The sequence below is a fragment of the Mesobacillus subterraneus genome (assembly GCF_023715485.1).
GTDB lineage: Bacteria > Bacillota > Bacilli > Bacillales > Cytobacillaceae > Mesobacillus > Mesobacillus subterraneus_B.
Genome location: NZ_JAMBOF010000005.1, coordinates 225,713 through 249,331, shown reverse-complemented (window position 1 = coordinate 249,331; position 23,619 = coordinate 225,713). Strand labels below are relative to the sequence as shown.

Genomic DNA, 23,619 nt, shown 5'->3' with positions numbered 1-23,619 from the left:
TTTAATTTTTAACTTTATTATCGTCTGTAAAATATCCTTCTTGAACTAAAATGCTCCGTTAGTGGGATAAGCACTATCCACTATGGATTTCAAAACAAAAATAACCAAAAGGTAAATGCTCTTCCTTCAAGTCCATTTCTGATTTTGCAATATCCATCATTTTAAGTAAAAGTTCATTTAAAATATCTTTATATTTTTGAAGGGCATTTTTAAAAGCATCTACATCTTCGTTTTTGCATAAAGGATAAAGGGCCGCCCCTATTCTCAAGTCGCTAAGTGCTCTAGGAGTATCAATAGGATCAACACATTCTAAGATATGCATTTCTTGAATCTTTTCGTCAAACCAATCTCTGCATTCTATAAAAAACATATATTCCTCAAACTCGATTTGTCTATCCAAAACTTCATTTATATAAAATGGTGTGATTCTAATGTATTCAGTCGTTGAGTTAGATTCTATAATTTCGTCTACTATAACCTTTAACCCTGTAATAGTCGGATAGTGTCTATAGTTTCCGTTGTAGTAAGCAGTGTTATTGTAAACTATTTCATTAATTTTTCCTCTATTTTTCTTTAACATGTTACTCACCTGCTTGCTTTTCTGACATTTCCAGTCTTTGTTCAACTGCTCCGTTAGCTCAATAAGGATTTCAACAAAAAAGGCGGTTAATCCTTCCTGGAACAACGCACTTGTTAGCTGAATAATTATACTTTTTTTACCATTCGTACTTGTTTTAAGATATGCCCATCGAACTCTAAATCAGACTCTTTAACTATTTCGAACCCTTTAGCTTCATAAAAGTTAATGCCAATCTTATTATTTTTTTCGACGTTTATATAAATTTCTTTTATACCTTTTAATTCTTTAACCGCTTGTTGTATCAAAGCAGTACCTATCCCTTTACCTTGGAATTCTGGATAAAGATAAATAGCCGCCAATTCGACCTTTCCACCATCCCTTACTGTGGAATAGTTTGCAAAACCGACAACTTTCTCCTCTACTTCTGTAACATAAACAATAGAACGTTCTCTACGTTGTATCATACTTTCATCACTGTAATTTGATTTTAAGAAGTTATTTTGTACTTCTAAGGGAATTATGCCTTCATATGTTGCATTCCAAGTTGTTTTCGCTATGCTTTGAACTTGTTTTGTATCTTCGTAGAGCATCTTACGAATGGTAAAATTCATATAAAGCCCTCCTTTTTAATACGTCTGTTTAAAATAATTAGACTAAAAAGTATAAATTCCTTTTTCAACTCTACTGCTTCTTTAGTTTAATAAGAAATTCAACGAAAGGAGGCTTAAATACTTCAAAGTAAAATGGTTTATAAATGTACACAAAAGAAAAGGACCAATCGCCGGTATAGCAATTTGGTCCACAATACCAATAACATTTTTACATTCAACAAACATTACTTTTCACATTGCAAATTAATTTTTTATGATAGGTATCCGAACCCGTTATGAATTTCTCCGGGTTCTTTTTTCGGATTAAAAAAAATTCTGGAATATAGCAATTCATGTCCGAATTAAACTTTCCGAAATATATCCCCAGCTATCGATATCAAAACTGAATCGAGCGCATCTGGCTGTCCGTTGCCTTTATAAGTTCGCCCCAGGTGGAATGTCCTCTGTCTTTAAATTGCTGGAGAAGTTCGGTAAACAAATAGGCGGTAGTCAGGGCATCGCCAATGGCGCTGTGGCGGTCATAGATCCGTGTGCCGAATGCCATTGCGTATCTTTCCAGGTCGCGCATATCGTATGACGGAGCGATAAAGCCAATCAAGTCGAGCGTATCAATGGTGAACAGCTTTTTCAGCGCGATTTTTTCCCTTTTCAGCTCACTTTTCAAGACGAGTGTATCGAAGCTGACATAGTGTCCTACCAGGCAGACTGCTTCGTGTGATTCAACATAGTCAAAGAAATCGGCGATGGCATCCGTGGCGAGTGGAGCATTTGCTGCCTGTTCATTTGTGATCGATGTAAGCTCAATTATTTCCCGAGAAATTTGTCGCTGTGGATTCACATATGTTTGAAAGTGGTCATTTTCAGTCACCTTCAGTCCCTTTACCGGAACTGCGCCGATTTCAATGAGCCTGTCAGTGGTCGCAATCTGAAATCCTGTCGCTTCCGTGTCGAAAATGATAAACGTTAAGTCATCGATTGGAGTCGATAAAGGAATAATCTCGTACTTAAGCGAGCAGGAAATATTCTTACGTTGAAAGAACATGCCAGCCTCCTTTCCATTCCATTCCGCCGCATTGTATGTGCAAGCTGGAACAAATACATTTGCAGCGCCTGTTTACTGCCACGATTTTGTCGGATGCTAGATTTAAATAATCTTTGCCCTAGTGCCTGTCACAACCTGATTATGTCGGATGCTAAGTTAAAAAATCCTTGCCCCCGTGCCTGTCACAACTCGGTAATGTCAAATACTAGATTGAGAATCTCGTGAATACCATTCCTTGAAGTTCCCGGAGTGTTCGCAGGCTTAGAATCAGCTCATCTTTTTGCCTGGTTGACATGGCGGCAAAGGACAGGACGGAACCCCCGCCTTTATTGCTCCATCTTTGCCTGATATATAGGCTGAGGACATGGCTGAAGGCTTCTTTTAAGTCATGAGTGAACTCCTCTGTGAAGATGCCCTTTTCCTTTAAGGCAGCGATTTTCTCCAGTGGTGTCCCCGGAATTCCTCCATAATATAGTGATAGAATTTGCAGGCTGTGATGGAAAGGAAATAAAATCTCCTTTTTCATGTCGATGCTTTTACGGCCAATTTTAAAGAGTGCCCTGATCGGTTCATCGAGCGTTGGGATTTCCTGCTCCCTTTCTGCCTGGGCCATTCGGTAGAGGAAGATTTTTGACCGGTCAAGCAATTCGGCAAGATTAGCCTCGAATTCCCTGTTGAGCTCATCACTCCCCACGGCAAATCGATAGGAGAAAAAGTTCTGTGCCAGCAAGAGATTCTCATTATTGGACTGCAGCATCCATTTCCTGACCCTGTCCTGCCATTGCAGTAACGTACCTCTCCATTGGGATTCACTCGACATCATCAAGCCTTTGCACCTGGCATACCCTGATTTCTCAAGCATGCTGGTGATTTCTTCTCCAAGCATTTTAAAATAAGCATGATCGCTCGTTTCACGATAGACAAGGAAATGATCCTGGTCGGTCAGCATGAATTGTTCCCCCCGGCCGCTTGATCCCATTAGATAAAACGCAAACGGAACAGGGGGCTCGTGTCCCTTCTTACCGAGCGCTTCGAGCGCTAATTCAACTGCCCGGGAAATCAAGCGGTCATAAAGTTTCGTGACGATATCAAGCAATGACAAAGCTGGAACGCGGTCTCTGAGCAGCGTCTCGGTTATTTCATAGATCGTTGCTTTTATCTCAGGCAAGGTCGCTTCATCCGCCTGCTCGATTTTCTTGATTGTCTTCATCACACTATCATTCTTTTTCCGCAGTAAATCAGTAAGCGTGACGACGCCTGTTATTTCACCTTGATCAACAACTGGCAAATGCTTGATTCCTTTTAAGAGAATCTCAGAAAAGGCATCATAGTAATAGGCAAACCTTGAGATGGTCACCGGATTCCCAGTCATGACCGCACTGGAAGGCTCGCTAAAAGAAAGGCCATTCGCCACAACTCTTCCGACAATGTCACGTTCTGTAATGATTCCCTTCAGCTCTTTCCCTTCGACTATGAGCACGGAACTCGTTCGGTTCTCTGCCATTTTTTGTGCCGCTTCCTGAATGCATGTATCCGGAGAAACAGACACAATATTTTCCGACATGAGGTCCTGCACCCTCGCTAGTATCGTTTCACCCTCACCGATTCCCTTGGCCATTTTCACCTGTTCTGCAAGCGATCCGTATACATCCTTAAGCCGGACGGCCACCTGGCTCAGCAAATAGTCATGGACATCCTGGTCGTCCCACCTTTTTGCAAGTACCGTAAAAGGGATGAGCAGTGCCTTGACTTCCTCTACTGCCCTTACCTCTACTGTTGGCTGCGTTTTCTCTGGTTTGGCAAAGCCAAGGAATTCTGCAAGACTGGAAAAACCGACGATTTCACCTGTTTGAATGACTTCCAGAACCTCTTCCTGTCCTGCGCCGTTTTTCACGAACACTTCGGCAATTCCTTGTAAAATCAGCAAAAGCCCCTGGCGAGGTGTATCTGCCTGGAGCATCATTTCTTTTTTTGCATAGGTTAACGCTTCACATTCCTCGACAAGGGAAAGGGCCGTGCCCTCGTCCACCCCCTGGAATAAAGGGTGGAACTGCACAGCCGTCAATATGTCCTTATAAAGCTTTTGTTCCATCGTCATTCATCCAAACTTCACCGTTCTTATATACCATCTGTTCAGGATAGCGAAGGTCGAGTACTTCCTCCTGAATTTTTTGCGTTGGTGCCGGTGTCGCAAGTGAAACAACAATGTTCGCAATGATCGCAGCAGAAGCTCCAAATACTCCCGCACCTGTGTCGATGATGCCGAGAATCGTGAAGCCGCCGTATTTAGCTGCAAAGATGTAAGCCAGTGTAACACCGAGACCAACGAGCATACCAGCGATTACACCTTGAGCATTCGAACGCTTCCACCATACACCGAGGATCAGCGCAGGGAAGAACGTACCGCTAGCAAGCGCGAATGCCCAGGCCACGATTTGCGTGATCGCTCCAGGAGGGTCAAGGGCAATCAGACCAGCGAACAATGTAGCAACAACGATTGAAATACGCGCCACATTCAAGCGAGTTTTTTCCGTAGCGTTAGGCTTCATGACACGGTAGTAGATATCGTGTGCAAAAGCAGAAGAAATCGCGATCATCAAGCCGCCGGCTGTGGAAAGGGCAGCGGCCATAGCGCCTGCCGCTACAAGGCCGATGACGAATACACCAAGGTTTGCGATTTCAGGCGTGGCCATAACGACGATATCGTTGGAGATGATCAATTCCTTCCATTGAAGGACGCCATCCCCGTTTCCGTCTGCAAGCTGAAGCTTGCCAGTATCCACCCATGTTTTTGTCCAGGCAGGCAGCTCTGTGATCTTGCTGCCAGCAACCTTCGTCATTAAAATGAAGCGTGAGAACGCTGCATAGGCAGGTGCAGAAAGGTAAAGCAAGCCGATGAAAAGAAGTGCCCAGGCGCCTGACCAGCGTGCAGCCTTCATCGTAGAAACCGTATAGAAGCGGACGATAACGTGCGGAAGGCCCGCCGTACCGGCCATCAATGTAAACATAAGGGCAAGGAACTGCCATTTCGTGCCGTTCGTGAATGGAGCGAAGTATTCAGAAATTCCAAGCTCACGGTCGAGCTCACCCATTTTCCCGACAAGCTCCCCGTATGAAAGCCATGGCAGCGGGCTGCTCGTGATTTGCAAGGACATGAAAATGACCGGAATCAAATACGCAATGATCAAAATGATATACTGAGCAACCTGTGTCCAGGTAATCCCCTTCATTCCTCCGAAAGCAGCGTATGTGGCAATCAGCACAACCCCAATCATCGTCCCAAGCTTCGCATCGATTTCGAACAGTCGCCCGATGACCACACCAGAACCGGAAAGCTGGCCGATCGAATACGTAAAGCTGATGATGATTGTCGTAATGGCTGCGATTACACGAGCAGTATGGCTGTTGAAACGGTCACCGATGAATTCAGGAACAGTATAACGTCCGTACTTCCTCAGCTGCGGAGCAAGCAGGAATGTAAGCAGCAAATAGCCGCCCGTCCAGCCCATGATATAGGCAAGGCCGTCATAGCCAAGAAGCATGATCGTACCGGCCATCCCGATGAAGGAAGCAGCACTCATCCAGTCAGCGCCGATTGCCATCCCGTTGAAGATTGGCGGTACGCCGCGTCCAGCAACGTAGAAATCAGATGTCTGCTTCGCAGTATTGAAAACCGCAATCCCAATGTACAAACCAAATGTGGCTAAAATAATAGATAATGAGACCAAGAATTGTGTATCCAAAGTTCTCCCCCTTTTTCATGTACTCTTTTTTATTTCACCAAACTTAGTGGTCCAGGCTCTTTCCCTCGCTCAGGCGAACATTCTTCTCTTCATCAATTCCATACTTCTTATCGATGCCATCGCTGACTTTCGCGTTAACGAACAGCAGGATGATGAAAGTCAAGACAGCTCCCTGTGCTCCCATGAAATAGTGGAACGGGAATCCGCCAATGGAAATCTCGCTTAATGGCTCGGCGATCATGACTGCACCAAACGAAACGAGGAACCAGATTGCGAAATAAATGATCATGTTACGGTTTTTTTCACGGAAATACGCGTCAGCAACTGACTTATCAATTTTCTTCACATTTACACCCCTTTGTGTTTGCTAATCCCCTTTGTAAAATCCTTAAAGAATAACGACAGAGACTTTCGAGAAAATCACGTACGGAAGCTCTCCACTCCTTTATTATGAATTTGGGTTATATGAACTTTGCGCCAGGCAAAGCCGATACCAGTATTCGTTAATCTTTGATGGATTTAGCTGAGGCTGAAGATGAATTTTAACGTTTCAAAAAATGGAGCTGGGACCATGATGATTTGGATGAGGAAATAGAGAAATATACTAAGGAATGGAACGGCAAGGAAAATCACCTTGTTTTTCTTTAAACCCAGGAACAGGCTGATACCGGTAATCACCAGCAGGCCAATTAATATAACCAAGTTAATTCCTCCATTTATACAATTTAACTAAATCTTTAGAAAATTTAATTTAATTATCCATATAATGTCCAGGCAGGTCAAGATACTATTTTTATAAAATGTAATCGCTTACTATGTCGATATTTTAACGGTCGTGGCAATTTCGTCAGTAGTAGTAAGGGTTGCAAGCAATATGATAGGGGAGAGATTGTCGAAAAAATTTTTTCAAGCTGGAAGTAAAAGACTTCCATAGATTTGGCGTGTCTGTAACGATTTTACAGAATAGTAAAAAGGAACACTCCATTATGAGTGTCCCTTCAATTTAAATATAATTTGTGAGCCATCCCACGTAATTAATTTACCAGCAGGCAATTGCTCCGTCTGTTCTCATTTCCGTTCCGCCGGTCAAAACGCCTGTTTCGGGATTGCGGACGATGACCTGGCCGCGTCCGAAGCCGCCGCCATCATATGCCACCTTCATCTGATGCCCTCTGGCAGCAAGCTCTTTGACGATATAGTTCGGGAAGCTGTGTTCAACTTCGATTTGTTTGCCTTCGATCCACTGCCAGCGTGGCGCGTCTAATGCTGACTGCGGGTTCAAACCGAAATCGATCATGTTCATCGCCACCTGGACATGGCCCTGTGGCTGCATATAGCCGCCCATCACGCCGAATGGACCAAATGCCTGGCCGTCTTTTGTGATGAACCCTGGGATGATGGTATGGTATGTTCTCTTGCCCGGAGCAAGTGCGTTCGCGTGGTTAGGGTCAAGCGAGAAGTCGTGTCCGCGGTTTTGCAGGCCGATGCCTGTTCCAGGAACGACAACGCCTGAACCAAAGCCCATATAGTTGCTCTGGATAAAAGAAACCATATTCCCTTCGCCATCAGCAGTCGCCAGATAGACAGTCCCGCCTTTTGGCAGTGATCCCGGTTCTGGCATTCTAGCTTCTTCATTGATTTTGGCACGCGCATCCTCACCGTACTGTTCTGAGAGAAGATCCGCTACTTTCGCTTTCATCGCTGCTGGGTCGGTTACGTATTCCTTGCCATCTGTGAAAGCCTGCTTCATCGCTTCAAGCTGAAGATGGACACCCTCTACATCTTCACGATGAGTAAACTCATAGCCTTTTAAAATATTTAATGCCATCAAGGCCACAATTCCTTGCCCGTTCGGAGGAATCTCCCAGACTTCATGTCCGCGGTACGACACAGAAATCGGCTCTACCCATTCAGGATGATAGTTTTCAAGATCAGACTTCTTGAGGAAGCTCCCCGCTTTTTCAGATGCTTCTGCAATTTTATCTGCGAGAGCACCTCGGTAAAAACTCTCTCCATTCGTTTCCGCTATTTCTTGAAGCGTATTCGCGTGATCTTCCGATTTCCACATCTCACCGACTTCAGGAGCCTTGCCATTCGGAGCGAAAACACGGAACCACTCATCGTATTCTTCACCCTGGAATCGATTCTGGTAAGCTTTGAAAGCACCCTTCCAATATTTTGCGAGAGTCGGAGTCAGCGGGTAACCATTGCGTGCATAGTCGATTGCTGGCTGCAGCACTTCGGTAAGCGGCAGGCGCCCAAATTTTGCGGACAGCTCTGCCCAGGCGGAAGGAGCACCAGGAACGGTAACAGGAATCCAGCCATGCGAAGGCATTTTATCATGTCCCAGCTCTTTCACCTTTTCAATTGAAATCGATTGCGGCGCAGGACCGCTCGCATTCAGGCCATACAGCTTGTCTTTTACCCATACAAGCGCAAACGCGTCGCCGCCAATCCCGTTTGAAGTCGGCTCTACCACTGTAAGGCATGCCGCTGTCGCAATAGCTGCATCAATCGCGTTTCCGCCCTTTTTTAAAATATCAAGCCCAGCCTGGGCAGCAAGCGGCTGAGAAGTAGCAACCATCCCATTGCGCGCAACAGTTGCCATGCGCTGAGAAGGATAAGGATATGTATGCAAAGACATTTCTGATTCCTCCTAATATTTTTCGTCTTACGAAATATTATATCAAAATAGCTGAAAATTCGAAATAGAAAACCACAAGTAAAAAGCCCGGCCTGTTTCGGCCGGACTTCGCTACATTCCACTCTGCAATCTTAACTCATAAAACTCTTTCAGCCTTGTGACGACATCCTTTGACCCCGAATCCTCGATCATCATCGCGACGATCATGTCGGCGGACTGCGGATTGTAGGCGACGAACCATCCTAGCTCTCGGCCTTTCCCGCCTTGCTTCTCCTTAATTTCCGCGGTACCTGTTTTACCGGCGAGCGGATTGTTTGCGATCAGGCCATTATGTGCTGTTCCTTTTGGATCGGTGATGACCTTTGTCAGCATGCCATTAAGAGCCGCAGCATTGTCTGGACTGACCAGACCTTCCTTCCACACCTGTCCCTGCTCATCCTTCATATTCAAAATCGGCTTAATCAGGTTGCCCTTATTTACGACTGGTGAATAAGTGGCTGCTAGATGAAGGATGTTCATTTCAATCTGTCCTTGGCCATAAGCTGAGTCCGCCAGGCTGAGTTCGCTGTCAATCTTGCCAATCTGCGACGGCTCGATTGGATAGAGATATTCCGGCTGATCCTCAAAGCCGAATTTCTTCAGGCCTTCTGTAAAATTATCCTGACCCATTCCCAGCGCTGCCTGTGCGAAGTAAATGTTATCCGAATAGATCAGCGCCTTTTCAAGGTTGATGCTGCCTACTACATTGGAATATCTAGTCACTTTGTAGCCGCCCCATGACGCATCCTTGCTCCACTGTTTCTCGGTTATTTCATAAGCAGTATCCAGCTGGAGTTTGCCGCTCTCAAGGCCAATTGCCGCTGTGATTGGCTTGATTACGGATCCAGGCACATAGGTCCGCTTGAATCTATTAAGGGTTGGCTTGAGCGGATCATCTTCTAGTATTTTGAGTTTGTTCTGCGAGATTCCGAGCGTCATTTCATTCGGATCGAATCCTGGAGCACTGACGAGTGCCAGAGTCTCACCTGTCGCCGGATTGATTGCCGATGCGGTGCCAGCTTTTCCTTTTAGCTGATCGTATAACTGCTGCTGGGCCACGACATCAATTGTCAGCTGGACATCTTCTCCGTTTTTGACAGGCTTTTCAGCAAGAGTCTTGACCGTGCCGTCTTCTTTCACAATTGAAATCTTGATCCCGTTTGTTCCTTTCAATTGTTCTTCGAGAACCTGTTCAAGGCCGCGGCGGCCGATGAGTTCGGTTGCGGTGTAGCCTTTTCCCTCCAGCTTTTCAAGGTCATCGGCATAAATCGGGCCGACATAGCCGATTAAGTGGGACAATGCCTCTCCGTATGGATATTCCCTCGCACCGACCATCTGGCTTTTGACACCATTCATCACAAAAATTTTTTCATGAAGACCTTTATCCGTCTTCGAAATTTTTTTGAGCGGCACGAACAGGTCAGGTTTTACCCAGCCTGCGTCCATTGCCTTGTTGATTTGCTCTTCTGATATATCGAGCAGTTCCGCCAGCTTCGTAATTGTCTGCTCTTTTTGCTCGCCCAGCAAACCAGGGACTACTCCGACCTGGGCAGCTGTCCCGTTGACCGCTAGTCCATTTCCCGAGCGGTCAAGGATGCTGCCTCGTTCAGCCTGGACATTTTTGAAGCTGATTTTATCCCCATCCCCAAGCTCAGGGAAAATATAGGTCGTATTCCAATCAATATACCAATTGGCTTTGTCTTCACGTTCTTCTTTTACTAAGGTGGCTGTGTTATCGAACTCGATCGGTCCTGCAGCGCTTTCCATTTTTGCTGAAAAAGGAAGGTCTGCCTTTTCTTCATATTCTCTTTCTTCCTTAGGCTTGTTATAGCTGACCTTCAGCTGGTCAATCTCTAAATCTTTGTAAATTTTATTATAGCGATTGACGAATTCCTCTTTCGTGATGGAACCCTTCGCTTTCTCTGATAAAAAATCATACATTTCTTCAAACTTCTGTTCGTTCCAAAGCTTTACATACTGTGAAAACCGTTCTTCCGGAGTAGGCTCCTTGCTGCACCCAGAAATGATTGCCGCAATTAAGACCGACATGATCATGAATATTGCTCGTTTCATATGTATCCCTCCTTCTGTCTGATTTTACCATAGATTTACTTTTTAATTAAACTAGAAGGATTTCGTACTATTCCAATAAAAAAACCCGCCTTTAAAGGTAGGCGGGTTCCGGAAATTTTAGATTTATTAAGAGTTGCTAGAAGTGTCAGAGTCGGTTGAAGAGTCTTTGTCTTCGCCTGCGTCCTTATCTTCCCCAGCTTTTTTATCCTGGCCGGCGTCTTTTTTATCTGAGCCGTCTTCAGCAGGCTTGTCTTCTGCTGGAGTTGTTCCGTCAACACCATCTTCTGATGGAGACGTTCCTTCAGCATCTTCTTCTGAAGCTTCTTCAGACTTTCCTGCATCTGCATCAGATGAAGCTTTTTCATCCGTAATCTGTGCTTCCTGCAATGCGCTTAGAGGCTTGTTGAAGTACTCATGCGGATTGACAGGGACATTGTCCTTACGGATTTCAAAGTGTACGTGGTTGCCAGCCTTTTCATTGATCAGGCTTGAACCGGATGTAGCAATGACTTGTCCTTGCTCAACTTGGTCGCCAACCTTAACTTGGTAGTCTTTAACCGACTGATATTGTGTTACAATACCTTTGTCATGCTCGATTTCGATGACATTTCCAAGTAAACTATCTTCCATGACTTTAGTGACAGTACCACTTAGTGACGCGATTACATCGAATTCCTTGCCGTCTTTTGAAGCAATGTCTAATCCAGTGTTCGGATGGTACGTATTATCATAGAACACTAGAGCTGCTTCTTGCTCGGCCGCATCGCTGTCATTATCATAGAATCCCATTTGAACGACAGCATCGTCTTCATTCACCACTGGCATTACGAAGTTCTCCATCGCGCGGTTTACTTCAACTGCTGGCTGTTCATTCATCTTTTTGCCAGGCATGTCAGTCGCTTTGTACTCGGACTGATCAAGTTGGTCGCCTGCGCTGTTTTGATACCATAGGACTCCAGTTAGAATGATTGCGGCACTAGCAATATAAACTGTTGGATACACCCACCGCTTCTTGAAAAAGCTGTTCTTTTTGTCTTGAGAAGATCTTTCCTCTCTCATTTTCATCACCTCAGCAATCAGTCTGAACAGAAGCGAAAAAATATATACATAGAGTTGAAAAAAATTTTACTGCTTATTTTTCGACAAAGATGATTATTTTATGCAAAAAAGTTTTTCGGGGTGGATTTGGGACTCTTTCAGGGTTGTTACTCGGGGATGCGTTTAGCATTCTGTTTCGGTTATTGGTTGGAGATGCGTTGCCATTCTGTTTCGGTTATTGGTTGGAGATGCGTTTGCCATTCTGTTTCAGTTATTGGTTGGAGATGCGTTTGCCATTCTGTTTCGGTTATTTCCTGGGGATGCGTTTGCTACCCTGTTTGAGTTATTACTATAAAGTGAGGTATTAGAATGAAAAAGTTACTTGTATGGTTTTTACGAATTCTTCCGCTCGCCTATATGGCAGCGATTTGGATCATGTCCAGCAATCCGTCTGATGCATTGGTCGAGCTCCCAAACCAGGGCGTGGACCGCTTCCTGAAAGAATCGCTCCATTTGGTTGAGTTCGGGATATTGTATGTGCTGCTCGTTCTGGCCGCATTGACGACCACGCGCTTCACACCTGTGCTGAGCTTTGCATTCATGGGTGTGGCCATCCTTTACGGCCTGCTCGATGAGATTCATCAGAGCTATGTCCCGTACCGATCCGCAACCATCATTGATTTTATAAAAGACGTAATTGGGGTTTTGGCTGCCTCGCATTTCATCCATCACGCGTACTTCAGCGGGAAATTTGTACGATTGGGAAGGGTTTTGCTCGGGATTGAGGAGAGAGTTCGGGGATTATAGCTGGATTTATTTTTAAGATAGTAATTAGTTACGGTTTTTGAGGGGCTGGCCTTGTGATTGAGGCTGGCTTTTTGAATTTAGTAGTGACTTTGGGCACTCATTTAGTCCAACCGTTAAAAAAAGTACTGTAACCGTTAAATTTTTTGTCTCAACCGTTTAATTATTGGCTCTAACCGTTTAATTATTGCTGCCAACCGTGGAATTATAATTCAACTGGTTAATTGGGACACAGAACTTTCATAATAAAACTGGTTTATCGGTAGGTACTTTCAGTGAAAACAAAGAATTTATATAAAAACTAATAAGGAAGTGACCATTTTGATTGAAAAGGAAAGGACATATCCAATTCGCCTACTCATGTATGAGGCACTAATGGAAAGAATCATACCAAATCATCCCAAACTCTCATTTATTAAACAAGATTACAAAGCCTGGCGTGCTGGTTACAAAGGTGAGCTGCAAACGGATTACCGATTAAGTTTTTTACCCGAAAAAGGGTTCCATGTCTTTCGGGATTTACGCCTTCAAGATGAAAAATGGCATTTCCAGATTGATACCCTCATTTTAACTCTTCGTTATATCCTTCTAATTGAAACAAAAGCCTATTCCGGAACCCTTTTCTTCGACAAACATTCCGAACAAATGATTCAAACAAAGGATGGTCAAGAAAAATCATATGATAATCCCATTAACCAGGTTCGTATGCAAGCCTGGCATTTGAAAAGATGGTTGAAGAACCATAGGTTCAGTGTTCCGCCCATATACCAAATAGTTGCTATCAGCAATGCTTCTACTATTATCAAGGTAAGTGACCGATCCCTGAATAACTTGATCGTAAAAGGAGATGTATTACTAAATCGCGTTCTTCAGATCGACGATTCCACTCCAAATCCAAGTTTTACAGACAAAGAAGTAAAAAAGTTATCAAAGTCACTTGTAAAGAATCATTCTCCACACCACCCTGACATTCTGAAACAATATTCCCTCACTCCAGACGACCTTCAAAAAGGAGTCCAATGTCCGTCTTGTTCAGCATATGGCATGTATCGCGAAAAATGGATATGGTGCTGTCCCGTGTGCGGACATAAGTCCAAAACAGCTCACCACAAGACTATAAAAGAGCTTTTCCTCCTAATTAGTCCAACGATTAAGAATCAGATGTTCAGAGAATTTTGCAGCGGTATTTCATCAAAAACAGCAAGTGATCTTTTAATTTCATTGAATCTCCCCTTCACTGGCACCACTAATGGCCGCATCTACCACATGCCACCTGACATCGAGACATTCTTCGACCCCGCGAAAAAATAAAAGTACACATGCCATACTGAACCCGTGAAGAAATAAAAAGTCAACTGCCGCACCGAATCGCGCTAAAAAGCCAGGGCGCTGTTTGCCCTGGCCTTGTCATTATTCTTTTCGTATACAGCCTCATCGAGTGACTGTGCCCTTAACCGGTTACTTCTTCGCCGTCACCTTATTAAGCATACTATCCGCATCACTGATCTCGACGCCTTTGTAATAGTGCTGGACGATGTCTTTGTAGGTCTTCCCTTCGGTGGCCATGCCGTTGGCTCCGTATTGGCTCATGCCGACGCCGTGGCCGAAGCCTTCGGTGGTGATGACGACGCTGCTGCCTTTAAGCTCCCAGGAGAAGTCGCTTGATCGGAGTCCGAGTTTTTCGCGGACTTCTTTCCCAGTGAGAACTTTTCCGCTGATGTCGATTTTCGCGACGCGGTTTCCGGCTGTCCGGGAGATGACTTTGCCGATGGTCGGGGATTTAGGCAGCTTGATGCCAAGCTTAGACTCTACCTGAGCAACCGTCATCACCGTTTGGCTGCGGAACTTGGGCGATTCCAAATCCCATGGACTTTCGACGCTGCGCAGGTACGGCAGCGAATTCGACCAGTATTCCTCTGAATTCTCTGTGAAGCCATTAGAAGTTGAAAAGAATGTTGCATCAATCGGGGCTCCGTCATAGGTGAGCACCTGGCCATCAGTTGCTTTAACAGCCTCCGCGATTTTCTTGATCTTCCATTTGTAGTCGACGCCCCATTGCTTTTTCAATTCTTCCTTATTTTTAAAAACCTGGTGAATCTCGGTATCATTCAGCTGAGCTCCCTCGGGAACGCCTACTTTATTCGGGAGCAGCATTTGTCTTACATAATAGGTCCTTGCAGACAGTGCCTGAGCCTTCAATGCCTCAAGCTCGAATTCAGCAGGCATCTCGGCGGCAACGACGCCAATTAAGTATTCATCAAGCGGAAGCTTCTCTGTCGCCGACAAAGCTGTCCGGTATACAGCCACTTCGACAGCCGAGTCTTCAGTCGGTGCTGCAGCGACATCCTTCGCTTCCCTTTGCAGCTCTTCGCCCAGTTTCCCGCCTGCCTTTTCTTCCATAAAAGGGAGGACGAGAATAGTTGGTATGAGGAGTGTGACAGCGAATAGGATTGCAGCTAGTAGGATGAGTGGTTTGATTTTTAACATAGAAAAAGCCTCCATTATGAAATTATTGCGGTTAATACCGTCTCATTTCATTCTTATGGAGGCGGACAAGCATTTATGACACAATTTGAAAAAGCTCTGGAAAATCCATTCGTATATTCTCGCAGTCAAAACTAATACTAAGAAACTGATTGCATCGTACCAAAACAATTTAAAACACGAAATTGGACAAGATTTTTTTAAAAAACAGTCATAGAACGTATTCCACACGGATAGAGCCTGTAAAAAATCAAAAAACCGCAGAACTATACGTTAAAGCACAATTCTCCGGTTTATTGAGTAAGATTATTTATGCGTTCATGTCTGAGACTAATTTTTCAGTTACTGGCTGCTCTTCGATTTCGCTGACGCGTTCGATGTCTGCACCAAGTCCAGCAAGCTTCAGATGGAAATCAACGTATCCACGGTCAAGGTGGTACAATTCTGTTACTCGAGTCATTCCATCGGCTACCAGGCCAGTCAGGATCAGTGATGCTGCGGCGCGCAGGTCAGTTGCTGCCACTTCTGCTCCCTGAAGGTCAGATGGTCCGTTCATGATGACAGAACGTCCGTCAATCTTGATGTTTGCGTTCATGCGGCGGAATTCTTCCACGTGCATGAAGCGGTTCTCGAATACAGTTTCCGTAATCATGCTTGTTCCCTGAGCACGCAATAGCAGTGCCATCATCTGGGATTGCATATCAGTAGGGAAACCAGGGTGGGGCATCGTCTTGATATCGACTGCTTTAAGCTTTTCAGGTCCGATGACACGAAGGCCTTCTGCTTCTTCAATAATGGTAACGCCCATTTCTTCCATCTTGGCGATTAATGAAGATAAGTGTTCTGGCACAGCGCCTTGTACAAGGACGTCTCCGCCTGTGATTGCAGATGCAACCATGAATGTTCCTGCTTCGATACGGTCTGGAATGATGTTGTGGTCTGCGCCAAACAACACTTCAACACCTTCGATACGAATTGTGCCCGTACCGGCACCAACTACCTTTGCTCCCATTTTGTTCAGGAAGTTTGCAAGGTCGACGATCTCAGGTTCTTTTGCAACGTTTTCCATAATGGTTGTGCCTTTTGCAAGGACTGCAGCCATCATAATGTTTTCCGTAGCGCCAACACTAGGGAAATCAAGATATATTTTAGCTCCATGCAAACCATTGACTGCTTCGGCTTCGATAAAACCGTTGCCTACCTTAACACTCGCACCCATTGCTTCAAAACCTTTAAGGTGCTGGTCGATAGGACGGGAACCGATTGCACAGCCGCCTGGCAACGCTACGCGAGCACGGCCGTTCCTGGCAAGCAGGGATCCCATTACTAATACAGAAGCACGCATTTTACGCACATACTCAAAAGGTGCTTCTATTTTTAACTCTCTGGATGCATCTACTGTAATCGTGTTATTTTCAAACTCCACTACGGCGTTTAAAGAACGTAATACTTCGTTGATGGTATATACATCGGAGAGAGTTGGCACATCACGAATTACGCTTTTTCCGTCACTTGCTAATAATGTTGCAGCGATAACAGGCAAGACGGCATTCTTAGCTCCTTCAACTTTTACAGAACCGCTTAGCCTTTGTCCGCCGCGGACGATGATTTTTTCCAAGTGTATTCCCCTCCGCGTCCAATTTCTCTATATTAATATTCAATCGTTATGATGGGTGTGCCAACTACGATGGTAGTCTTAGCGCCCAATCGTTCAGTTTTCCGTAATCCAAGCTGCATATTCATGTCATGTTCACTGCTCAATGAGTTGTCGAATAAAGGCGAAGAAGCTGAGACAGAAATAAATGAGTCCTCTTCTAACCCTTCTACTTCTTTAGCATTGAATGCCTTTAGCAGTTTACTTTTATAAACAGGTAAAGCCGATTTTATCTTATCATTGATTTCGCCTTCGATACAAGAGAAAGTTGTGGCATTTCCTCGAAAAATGTCAAATATTATGCTTGGTAAATTTTTACTTAAAAAGGCTTCTGTATTTTTATTCCAGAACTGACCTCTGACCTCATACATGACATACGTATGTATCTGGCCGTTTGTGTCGGTCGAAACAATTTTAATTTTCTCCTGAAGCCCTGGGGACTTTGATTCAGCAATGATTTCTCCATGGTTAGATCCATTGCCGCCTGTCCATGTCCAATCCGGAAGCTTAGCTTTCAGATCTTTTACCAGACCATTCACATCGTCTTTTTCCAGTGTTTCCCTTGCATATAAAGACCACCCAGTGATCAAAATATTTTCGTCCTGCAATACTGAGGCCAGAGTTTTGATTTCATGATTCGCGTCAGCTACAGTCGTTTTATTCCCAGCTTGGAGCACAATAAAACCAATAATGCCAAAAATTGATAAAATAAACGATATTTTCTTCATATCCGATTCACTCTCCCCTTACTACCATTCTTACCAGGAGAGCAAAACACATACTTGGGAATTCTCGTCACTTTTTGACACGATTCTGCTAATCAACTTAGCCGGGTGTCCAATGTTTGTGAAAAAATAAACATGTTTGTTCGCAAAAACAAACACAATGCCAATTTTACTTAAAAACTCTCGTTTTGAAAACATGTATGAAGACCTAATTTTTTACCAATTGACTTTAGTCCGATTTTTATGCATAAGCTAATAAAGCCCATGTCCTATAATCAGCTGAAAATCATCGGCAGCTGCTGTGACCATTGGAGATAATCAAGGAAGAAATTGCTTACTGTGGAGCCTAAGGCTATGGAAGCTAAAATATATAAGACACGGGCTTGAACCACATGGTTTGCCCTTAGCAGTTTCTCGAATTGGAATGCCTGTAACGCCCACCAGGAAAGCGCGATGAAAACGAGATGTGTTAGTATGCTGATCAGCGCGAATGGGCCAAAACCAGAAATCATTTGTTGTTCCCCCTTTTCCTCCATTCATTTTAACATAAAGGAGTTGCATACCTGTAATTTAGACGTTTCAGGTTACGGAAAGTTTCAACGTTTTTACTGGAAAAGTCTAATTTACCAGACAACTACACACCTACAACAATTTGCGTTGAAAACTGTTTTTCTAGCGGCAATTTATTTTTTATCCTGCGCATAAACCATTTTATATTGACCGTATCTTGATTCCCTCGCCACCTCGGTAGCATAATCCATTTTATGTGACCGGTATTTTGATTCCCTCGCCACTCCGGGAACATAAACTCCTTTTATGTGACCGGTTTCTCGATTTACTTGCCACTTCGGGAACATAAACCCTTTTTATGTGACCGGTTTCTCGATTTACTCGCCACTTCGGGAACATAAACCCTTTTTATGTGACCGGTTTCTCGATTTCTTCGCTTCTTCGGGAACATAAACCCTTTTTATGTGACCGGTTTCTCGATTTCTTCGCTTCTTCGGGAACATAAACCCTTTTTATGTGACCGGTTTCTCGATTTCTTCGCTTCTTCGGGAACATAAACCCCTTTTATGTGACCATAATCTTGATTCCCACGCCAATCCGATCACATAAACTCGCAACAAATCAAAAAAACTGGCCTGCAATTTTTCGCAGGCCAGTCTTATTTTACCCCTTTGTTTTCGAATAGATTTTCCCCAAAACCTGATTCAATCCGTAAATTACCTCATGAAATCGACGAACTGGTTAAAGTTCGTGTGCAGGAAGTCCAACGCCACGTTTGGCATAATTCCGAACAGGATTGTTGCGATCGCAGTAAATAGGATGACTGCGGTCGTTCCTGCCGGGAGTGAGATTTTCGCTTCGTCAGCTGCCGGACGGAAGAACATCTGCGTCATGATTCCAAAGTAATAGAAATATGAGACTACCGTTGTGGCAATCATGATCGATACAAGAACGTAATGTGCCTGGTCGACCATCAATGCTCCCATGAAGATGTTCAGCTTGCCGATGAAGCCTGCTGTACCAGGGATTCCTGCGAGTGACAGGATGAAGATTCCCATTGCGACTGCTAGAAGCGGCGCGCGGCGGTATAGGCCGGCAAAATGGCTGATGTCTTCTGAGCCTGTTTTCATTGTGATCAATTGAATGATGGCGAAAGCGCCAAGATTCATTAATGCGTATGCCAGCAGATAGAACCAGATCGCATCGAATGTTACGAATGACATTGCTGTCAGCGCAACAAGGATGTAACCTGCGTGCGCGATACTTGAGTATGCGAACAGGCGCTTGATATTGTGCTGTCTTAAGGCAATGACGTTACCGATGATCATTGTTGCTCCCGCAAGGAAAGCAATATAATCCTGGATAGCGAACAGAAGCGGAATTTGCTGTCCATCCTCTTGTGTAACAGGAATATATCCGAATACAGATAAAAGGATACGGAGGATGATCACAAATCCGGCTGTTTTTGAGACAACGCTCAAGAATGCAGTGACTGGAGTTGGAGCTCCTTCGTATACATCCGGCGCCCACATATGGAATGGAGCGGATGCAAGCTTGAATGATAGCCCGACAAAGATCATGAAGAATGCCAGTCCAAGAATGTAAATATGCTGAGCATCGGAAATGCCTCCGAAGACTGTTGCGATTCCCTTCAAGTTCGTTGTGCCAGCGATTCCATAAACATAGCTCATGCCGAACAATGTGATTGCCGATGAAATACCGCCGTTGATGACGTATTTCATCGCTGATTCGTTAGATTTAAGGTTTCTCTTTCTCATACCGGCCAGGATGTAAGAAGGAATTGAAAGCAATTCAAGACCGACGAACAAGGTAATCAAGTCGCCGCTTGATGCCATCATCATTGCACCCAGCAATGCAGCCAGGAACAGATAGAAGAATTCGCCTTTATACAGCTCGAGACCTTCGTTATGATTGAAGTCAATCGCTAAAAGCAATACAAGTGCTCCTCCGACGAGGAGGATCAGCTTGAATGCGATCGCGAATGAATCGAGCCTGAAGGTATCGAATAAAATTGATGTTGTTTCATGTCCAATCAAGGACACGAGTGAAACGAGCGCCAGGATGACACCGACAAAGCCAATCCAGCCAAGAATTTTCCGGTCGACATGCTTTGGCAGGAACAAATCAAGCACTGATAATAATGTCAGGATACCAAGGATGATGAATTCCGGAGTCATCGTCCCCCATTCAAATGATAGAAGTGTATCTAAATCCATCCTTCATCACCCCCCTATTCCCATCAAGATAGTCTCTAATGTTGCCTGTAGCGGTTCACTAAGAACGTTTGGATATACCCCAATTAATACAATCAAGCCTACAAGCACCAAGATCGGCGCCCATTCAAATGAGCGGACATCGGAAATCCCGACGAATTCGCGTTCAGCTTTGCCATATGTGATGGCAAGCACAGCGCGCAACAGGTAAACGGCAGTCATGATGATGCCAAGCGTACCAACCGCTGCAAGGACTGGCATTTCTTTGAATAGACCAAAGAACGCCATGAATTCGCTGACGAATCCGGACATGCCTGGCAAGCCGAGTGAAGCCATTGCGCCGGCAAGCAAGAAGCCTGATGCAATCGGCATGCCCTTCGCAAGGCCGCCAAGGTTCGCAAGTGTCGTTGTATGAGTACGCTCATACATTACACCAACAAGGAAGAACAATAATGCTGAAATCAAGCCGTGAGATACAACCTGGAAAATAGCCCCTTGAATTCCCGCTTCATTATTTGCCCCAAGTCCGATTAATACGATACCCATATGGGAAATAGAAGAGTAAGCAAGGACCATCTTGAAATCTGTCTGTATAAAAGCAAGGAATGCTCCGTATAGCAGATTGATGACCCCAAGTACTGCCAGCAGGACGGTCAAATCGGCAAATTGTTCAGGGAAGATTCCCATCCCGAAGCGGATCAAACCGAAAGCACCGATTTTCAACAGGATCCCTGAGTGGATCATGACGATTGAAGGCGGCGCCTCAACGTGTACGCGCAGCATCCAGCTGTGGAGCGGGAAGATTGGCAGCTTGACGCCAAAGGCAACAAGCAAGGCAATCAATAATCCCATCTTCAGTGACTCTGAAACCGGCGCTACTAAAGGCGCATTTTCAGTGTTTAAAATCATTCTTAGCATTTCAATGTTTGAAGTGCCTGTTCTTGAAAATAACACCATGATGACGATCAACAGGATGGCTGAGCCAAGACCGTTATAGATCAAGAAGCTGTAAGCAGCCTTTTCTTTTTCGTAATAGCCCCATTTCCCAATCAGGAAGAACATTGGAATCAGCGTGATTTCGAAGAAAAGGAAGAACAAAATCAAGTTTTGTGATGTGAATACGCCAAGCATCCCGATTTCAAGAAGCAGGAAAAGCATGTAGTAGCCTTTCCACTCTTTTTTGATATGGAAGGATGCAAGTGCCGCAAGCGTAGCGATCACTGCAGTGAGTACCACCATGACAAGGCCGAATCCGTCGATGCCAAGTTCATAATTGACACTGAACATGCCGGATTGTTCGGCACCCTGGCCGCCGAATTGGATCCAGCGGAATTTTTCCGAAAAATTAGCAAGGTCATTTCCGCCGCGATACGAAAAATATGCAATCAACGCAAGAATCAATGACGGAAGTGTTGCCAATACACCAAGCATTTTAATGCCTGACTCATTTGCTTTTGGCATGAATGCCAGCAGCAGGATACCTAGTAAAGGGGAGAATACCAGCAAGGTAAGAAAATAATTGAAATCCATTACAAATACCCCCCTGTTAACGCAAAGATGACCATCAATACTGCCAGGCCGACAAAGGCGATTGTGCCATATGTCTGTACTTGGCCGCTATGAATTTTCGCACCAGTCTTGCCGAGCGCCTGGACGGCAGCAGTTGTCAGCTTGACGATTCCTTCAACAAGGAAGATCTCGATGAAGCGAAGGAACAAGCTGATCGCTTTCGCACCAAACACGACGGTCTGGTTGTAAATTTCATCAATATAGTACTTATTCTTGACAATGCCATATACAATTGGCGCTCTGCTTGAAAGCCAGTCGCGTGAAATGGATTTCTTGCTGTACATCATCCATGCAAGCAGGATGCCAAGCAAGGAAACAGCTGTTGCAACAATCATGATCCAGCCAGGACCTGCGATATGTCCGTGTCCAAGCGCTTCATTGCCCTCTACAAGCCAGTCGCCAAGGAATGAGCCGAACCACGGTGTATTCACATAACCAGCTACAACAGCCAGTACAGCGAGGACAACCATCGGCAATGTCATCACTGACGGTGATTCATGGACATTCTTCATTTCGCTGCGTGCCTCACCAGAGAACACCATGAAGAACAGGCGGAACATATAGAATGCTGTGAAGAACGCCGCGATCACTGCGAGCCAGAACAGGCCGTAATTGCCATGTGCCCATGCAGCAATCAAAATTTCATCTTTACTGAAAAAGCCTGAGAATAACGGGACACCACTGATCGCCAGTGTTCCTATCAGGAACAAAGGTCCAGTGAAGGTAAGCTTTTTCCAAAGCCCGCCCATTTTTTCAATATCCTGAGTATGTACAGCATGGATGACGCTGCCTGCTGCAAGGAACAATAACGCTTTGAAGAAAGCGTGAGTCATCAAGTGGAATACTCCGGCAACATAACCGGCAGAGCCTAATGCAAGCATCATATAGCCAAGCTGGCTGACCGTCGAGAACGCGAGAACGCGCTTGATGTCAGTCTGCACAAGGCCGATTGTTGCCGCAAAGATCGCTGTGAAGGCACCAATGATCGCCACAGTCAACATAGCTGTCTCACTCGCATTGAACAGCGGGAACATCGATGCGACCAAGTAGACACCGGCCGCAACCATCGTCGCTGCGTGGATTAACGCAGAAACAGGTGTCGGGCCTTCCATGGCGTCAGGAAGCCATGTATGAAGCGGGAACTGACCTGATTTACCAACTGCCCCGATAAAAATCAAGATTGCAGTCAATGTAATCATTGTTCCGGAAACAGCGCCTTCTTCCACTGCGGCAAAAATTTCATCATATTCAAAGCTGCCAGTTTGCCAGAATAATAAGATCATTCCGATCAGCAGCCCGACATCCCCGATACGGGTCATGATGAAAGCTTTTTTCGCCGCCGCTTTGGCGCTTTCTTTGTAAAAATAGAATCCGATCAACAGGAATGAACCTACACCGACCAATTCCCAGAAAATATAGGTCTGCAAAAGATTCGGCGAGATTACGAGACCAAGCATTGCAAAAGTAAATAATCCTAGATAAGCATAGAAAACCGGAATCCGCTCATCACCATGCATATATCCTTTTGAATAGGTATGTACAAGGAAACTGACAAGAGATACGATCACCAGCATCAATGCGTTTAATTGGTTTACTTCAAAGCCCGCAGTCAGTTGTAAGTCCCCTATTGTCAGCCATACGGTTTCAGCTTTGTAGGTCGGCTCCGATAAGCGCTCGAGCAGCACAAGGATGGAGTAAACCAATGAGGCAAGCGTCGCCAGTATTCCAACGAAAGCACTCGCTTCTTTAAGCTTTTTACCGAACAGAAGAAGCAATAGAAAGGATACAAGCGGGAACAGCGGAATGAGCCAAGCATTCTCCATTAATATCACAATCCCCTTTTTTGAACGCGCGTTGTCTATCATGTAT

19 protein-coding genes are annotated in these 23,619 nt (G+C 44.8%); 2 read left to right on the top strand and 17 right to left on the bottom strand.

The features are described from left to right. Positions 1-73: 73 nt before the first annotated feature. From M3204_RS09540 to M3204_RS09495, 10 genes are all read right to left on the bottom strand, one after another. Positions 74-580, bottom strand: a complete 507-nt coding sequence (locus tag M3204_RS09540) for a hypothetical protein (protein ID WP_251480987.1) — start codon at positions 578-580, stop codon at positions 74-76. Between the two features lie 125 nt (positions 581-705). Then, positions 706-1,191, bottom strand: a complete 486-nt coding sequence (locus M3204_RS09535) for a GNAT family N-acetyltransferase (protein WP_251480986.1) — start codon at positions 1,189-1,191, stop codon at positions 706-708. A gap of 376 nt (positions 1,192-1,567) precedes the next feature. Beyond that, on the bottom strand, positions 1,568-2,233 hold the full coding sequence (locus M3204_RS09530; protein WP_251480985.1) for a 3'-5' exonuclease: 666 nt from the start codon (positions 2,231-2,233) through the stop codon (positions 1,568-1,570). 205 nt (positions 2,234-2,438) lie between these two features. Next, on the bottom strand, positions 2,439-4,325 hold the full coding sequence (locus tag M3204_RS09525; RefSeq protein ID WP_251480984.1) for a DUF294 nucleotidyltransferase-like domain-containing protein: 1,887 nt from the start codon (positions 4,323-4,325) through the stop codon (positions 2,439-2,441). After that, on the bottom strand, positions 4,306-5,976 hold the full coding sequence (locus tag M3204_RS09520) for a sodium:solute symporter family protein (RefSeq protein ID WP_251480983.1): 1,671 nt from the start codon (positions 5,974-5,976) through the stop codon (positions 4,306-4,308). The genes M3204_RS09525 and M3204_RS09520 overlap by 20 nt, the downstream gene beginning before the upstream one ends. 43 nt (positions 5,977-6,019) lie before the next feature. Beyond that, a complete protein-coding gene (locus tag M3204_RS09515; RefSeq protein ID WP_251480982.1) occupies positions 6,020-6,322 on the bottom strand; it encodes a DUF4212 domain-containing protein in 303 nt (100 codons plus the stop codon). A 173-nt stretch (positions 6,323-6,495) separates the two neighbouring features. Continuing rightward, entirely contained in the window at positions 6,496-6,678 is a 183-nt protein-coding gene (locus tag M3204_RS09510; protein ID WP_251480981.1) for a hypothetical protein, read from the bottom strand. 337 nt (positions 6,679-7,015) lie between these two features. Beyond that, the gene (ggt, locus tag M3204_RS09505) at positions 7,016-8,620 is read right to left on the bottom strand and encodes a gamma-glutamyltransferase (RefSeq protein ID WP_251480980.1); all 1,605 of its coding nucleotides are present in this window, start codon (positions 8,618-8,620) and stop codon (positions 7,016-7,018) included. A gap of 111 nt (positions 8,621-8,731) precedes the next feature. Beyond that, on the bottom strand, positions 8,732-10,732 hold the full coding sequence (locus M3204_RS09500; RefSeq protein ID WP_251480979.1) for a penicillin-binding transpeptidase domain-containing protein: 2,001 nt from the start codon (positions 10,730-10,732) through the stop codon (positions 8,732-8,734). Between the two features lie 126 nt (positions 10,733-10,858). Then, entirely contained in the window at positions 10,859-11,791 is a 933-nt protein-coding gene (locus tag M3204_RS09495; protein ID WP_251480978.1) for a M23 family metallopeptidase, read from the bottom strand. 348 nt (positions 11,792-12,139) lie between these two features. Here M3204_RS09495 and M3204_RS09490 point away from each other — a divergent pair, with 348 nt between their 5' ends. Both M3204_RS09490 and M3204_RS09485 read left to right on the top strand, forming a co-directional pair. Continuing rightward, a complete protein-coding gene (locus M3204_RS09490) occupies positions 12,140-12,577 on the top strand; it encodes a VanZ family protein (RefSeq protein WP_251480977.1) in 438 nt (145 codons plus the stop codon). A 372-nt stretch (positions 12,578-12,949) separates the two neighbouring features. Further along, positions 12,950-13,885: a nuclease-related domain-containing protein gene (locus M3204_RS09485; protein ID WP_251480976.1), complete on the top strand. Its 936-nt coding sequence runs from the start codon at positions 12,950-12,952 to the stop codon at positions 13,883-13,885. 147 nt (positions 13,886-14,032) lie between these two features. Here M3204_RS09485 and spoIID read toward each other — a convergent pair whose 3' ends face one another. The 7 genes from spoIID to nuoL form a co-directional block, all read right to left on the bottom strand. Beyond that, complete coding sequence (gene spoIID / locus M3204_RS09480) at positions 14,033-15,061, bottom strand: stage II sporulation protein D (RefSeq protein WP_251480975.1); 1,029 nt, start codon at positions 15,059-15,061, stop codon at positions 14,033-14,035. Between the two features lie 307 nt (positions 15,062-15,368). Further along, complete coding sequence (murA, locus tag M3204_RS09475; protein ID WP_251480974.1) at positions 15,369-16,676, bottom strand: UDP-N-acetylglucosamine 1-carboxyvinyltransferase; 1,308 nt, start codon at positions 16,674-16,676, stop codon at positions 15,369-15,371. 32 nt (positions 16,677-16,708) lie between these two features. Continuing rightward, complete coding sequence (locus M3204_RS09470; protein WP_251480973.1) at positions 16,709-17,440, bottom strand: YwmB family TATA-box binding protein; 732 nt, start codon at positions 17,438-17,440, stop codon at positions 16,709-16,711. A 272-nt stretch (positions 17,441-17,712) separates the two neighbouring features. Next, positions 17,713-17,949, bottom strand: a complete 237-nt coding sequence (locus M3204_RS09465; RefSeq protein ID WP_251480972.1) for a DUF1146 family protein — start codon at positions 17,947-17,949, stop codon at positions 17,713-17,715. Between the two features lie 714 nt (positions 17,950-18,663). After that, positions 18,664-20,184: an NADH-quinone oxidoreductase subunit NuoN gene (gene nuoN / locus M3204_RS09460; RefSeq protein WP_251480971.1), complete on the bottom strand. Its 1,521-nt coding sequence runs from the start codon at positions 20,182-20,184 to the stop codon at positions 18,664-18,666. A gap of 6 nt (positions 20,185-20,190) precedes the next feature. Further along, a complete protein-coding gene (locus M3204_RS09455; RefSeq protein ID WP_251480970.1) occupies positions 20,191-21,711 on the bottom strand; it encodes an NADH-quinone oxidoreductase subunit M in 1,521 nt (506 codons plus the stop codon). Then, positions 21,711-23,573 (bottom strand): NADH-quinone oxidoreductase subunit L, encoded by a 1,863-nt coding sequence (gene nuoL, locus M3204_RS09450; protein WP_251480969.1) that lies wholly within the window; start codon positions 23,571-23,573, stop codon positions 21,711-21,713. Before nuoL ends, M3204_RS09455 begins: the two co-directional genes overlap by 1 nt. Positions 23,574-23,619 lie beyond the last annotated feature (46 nt).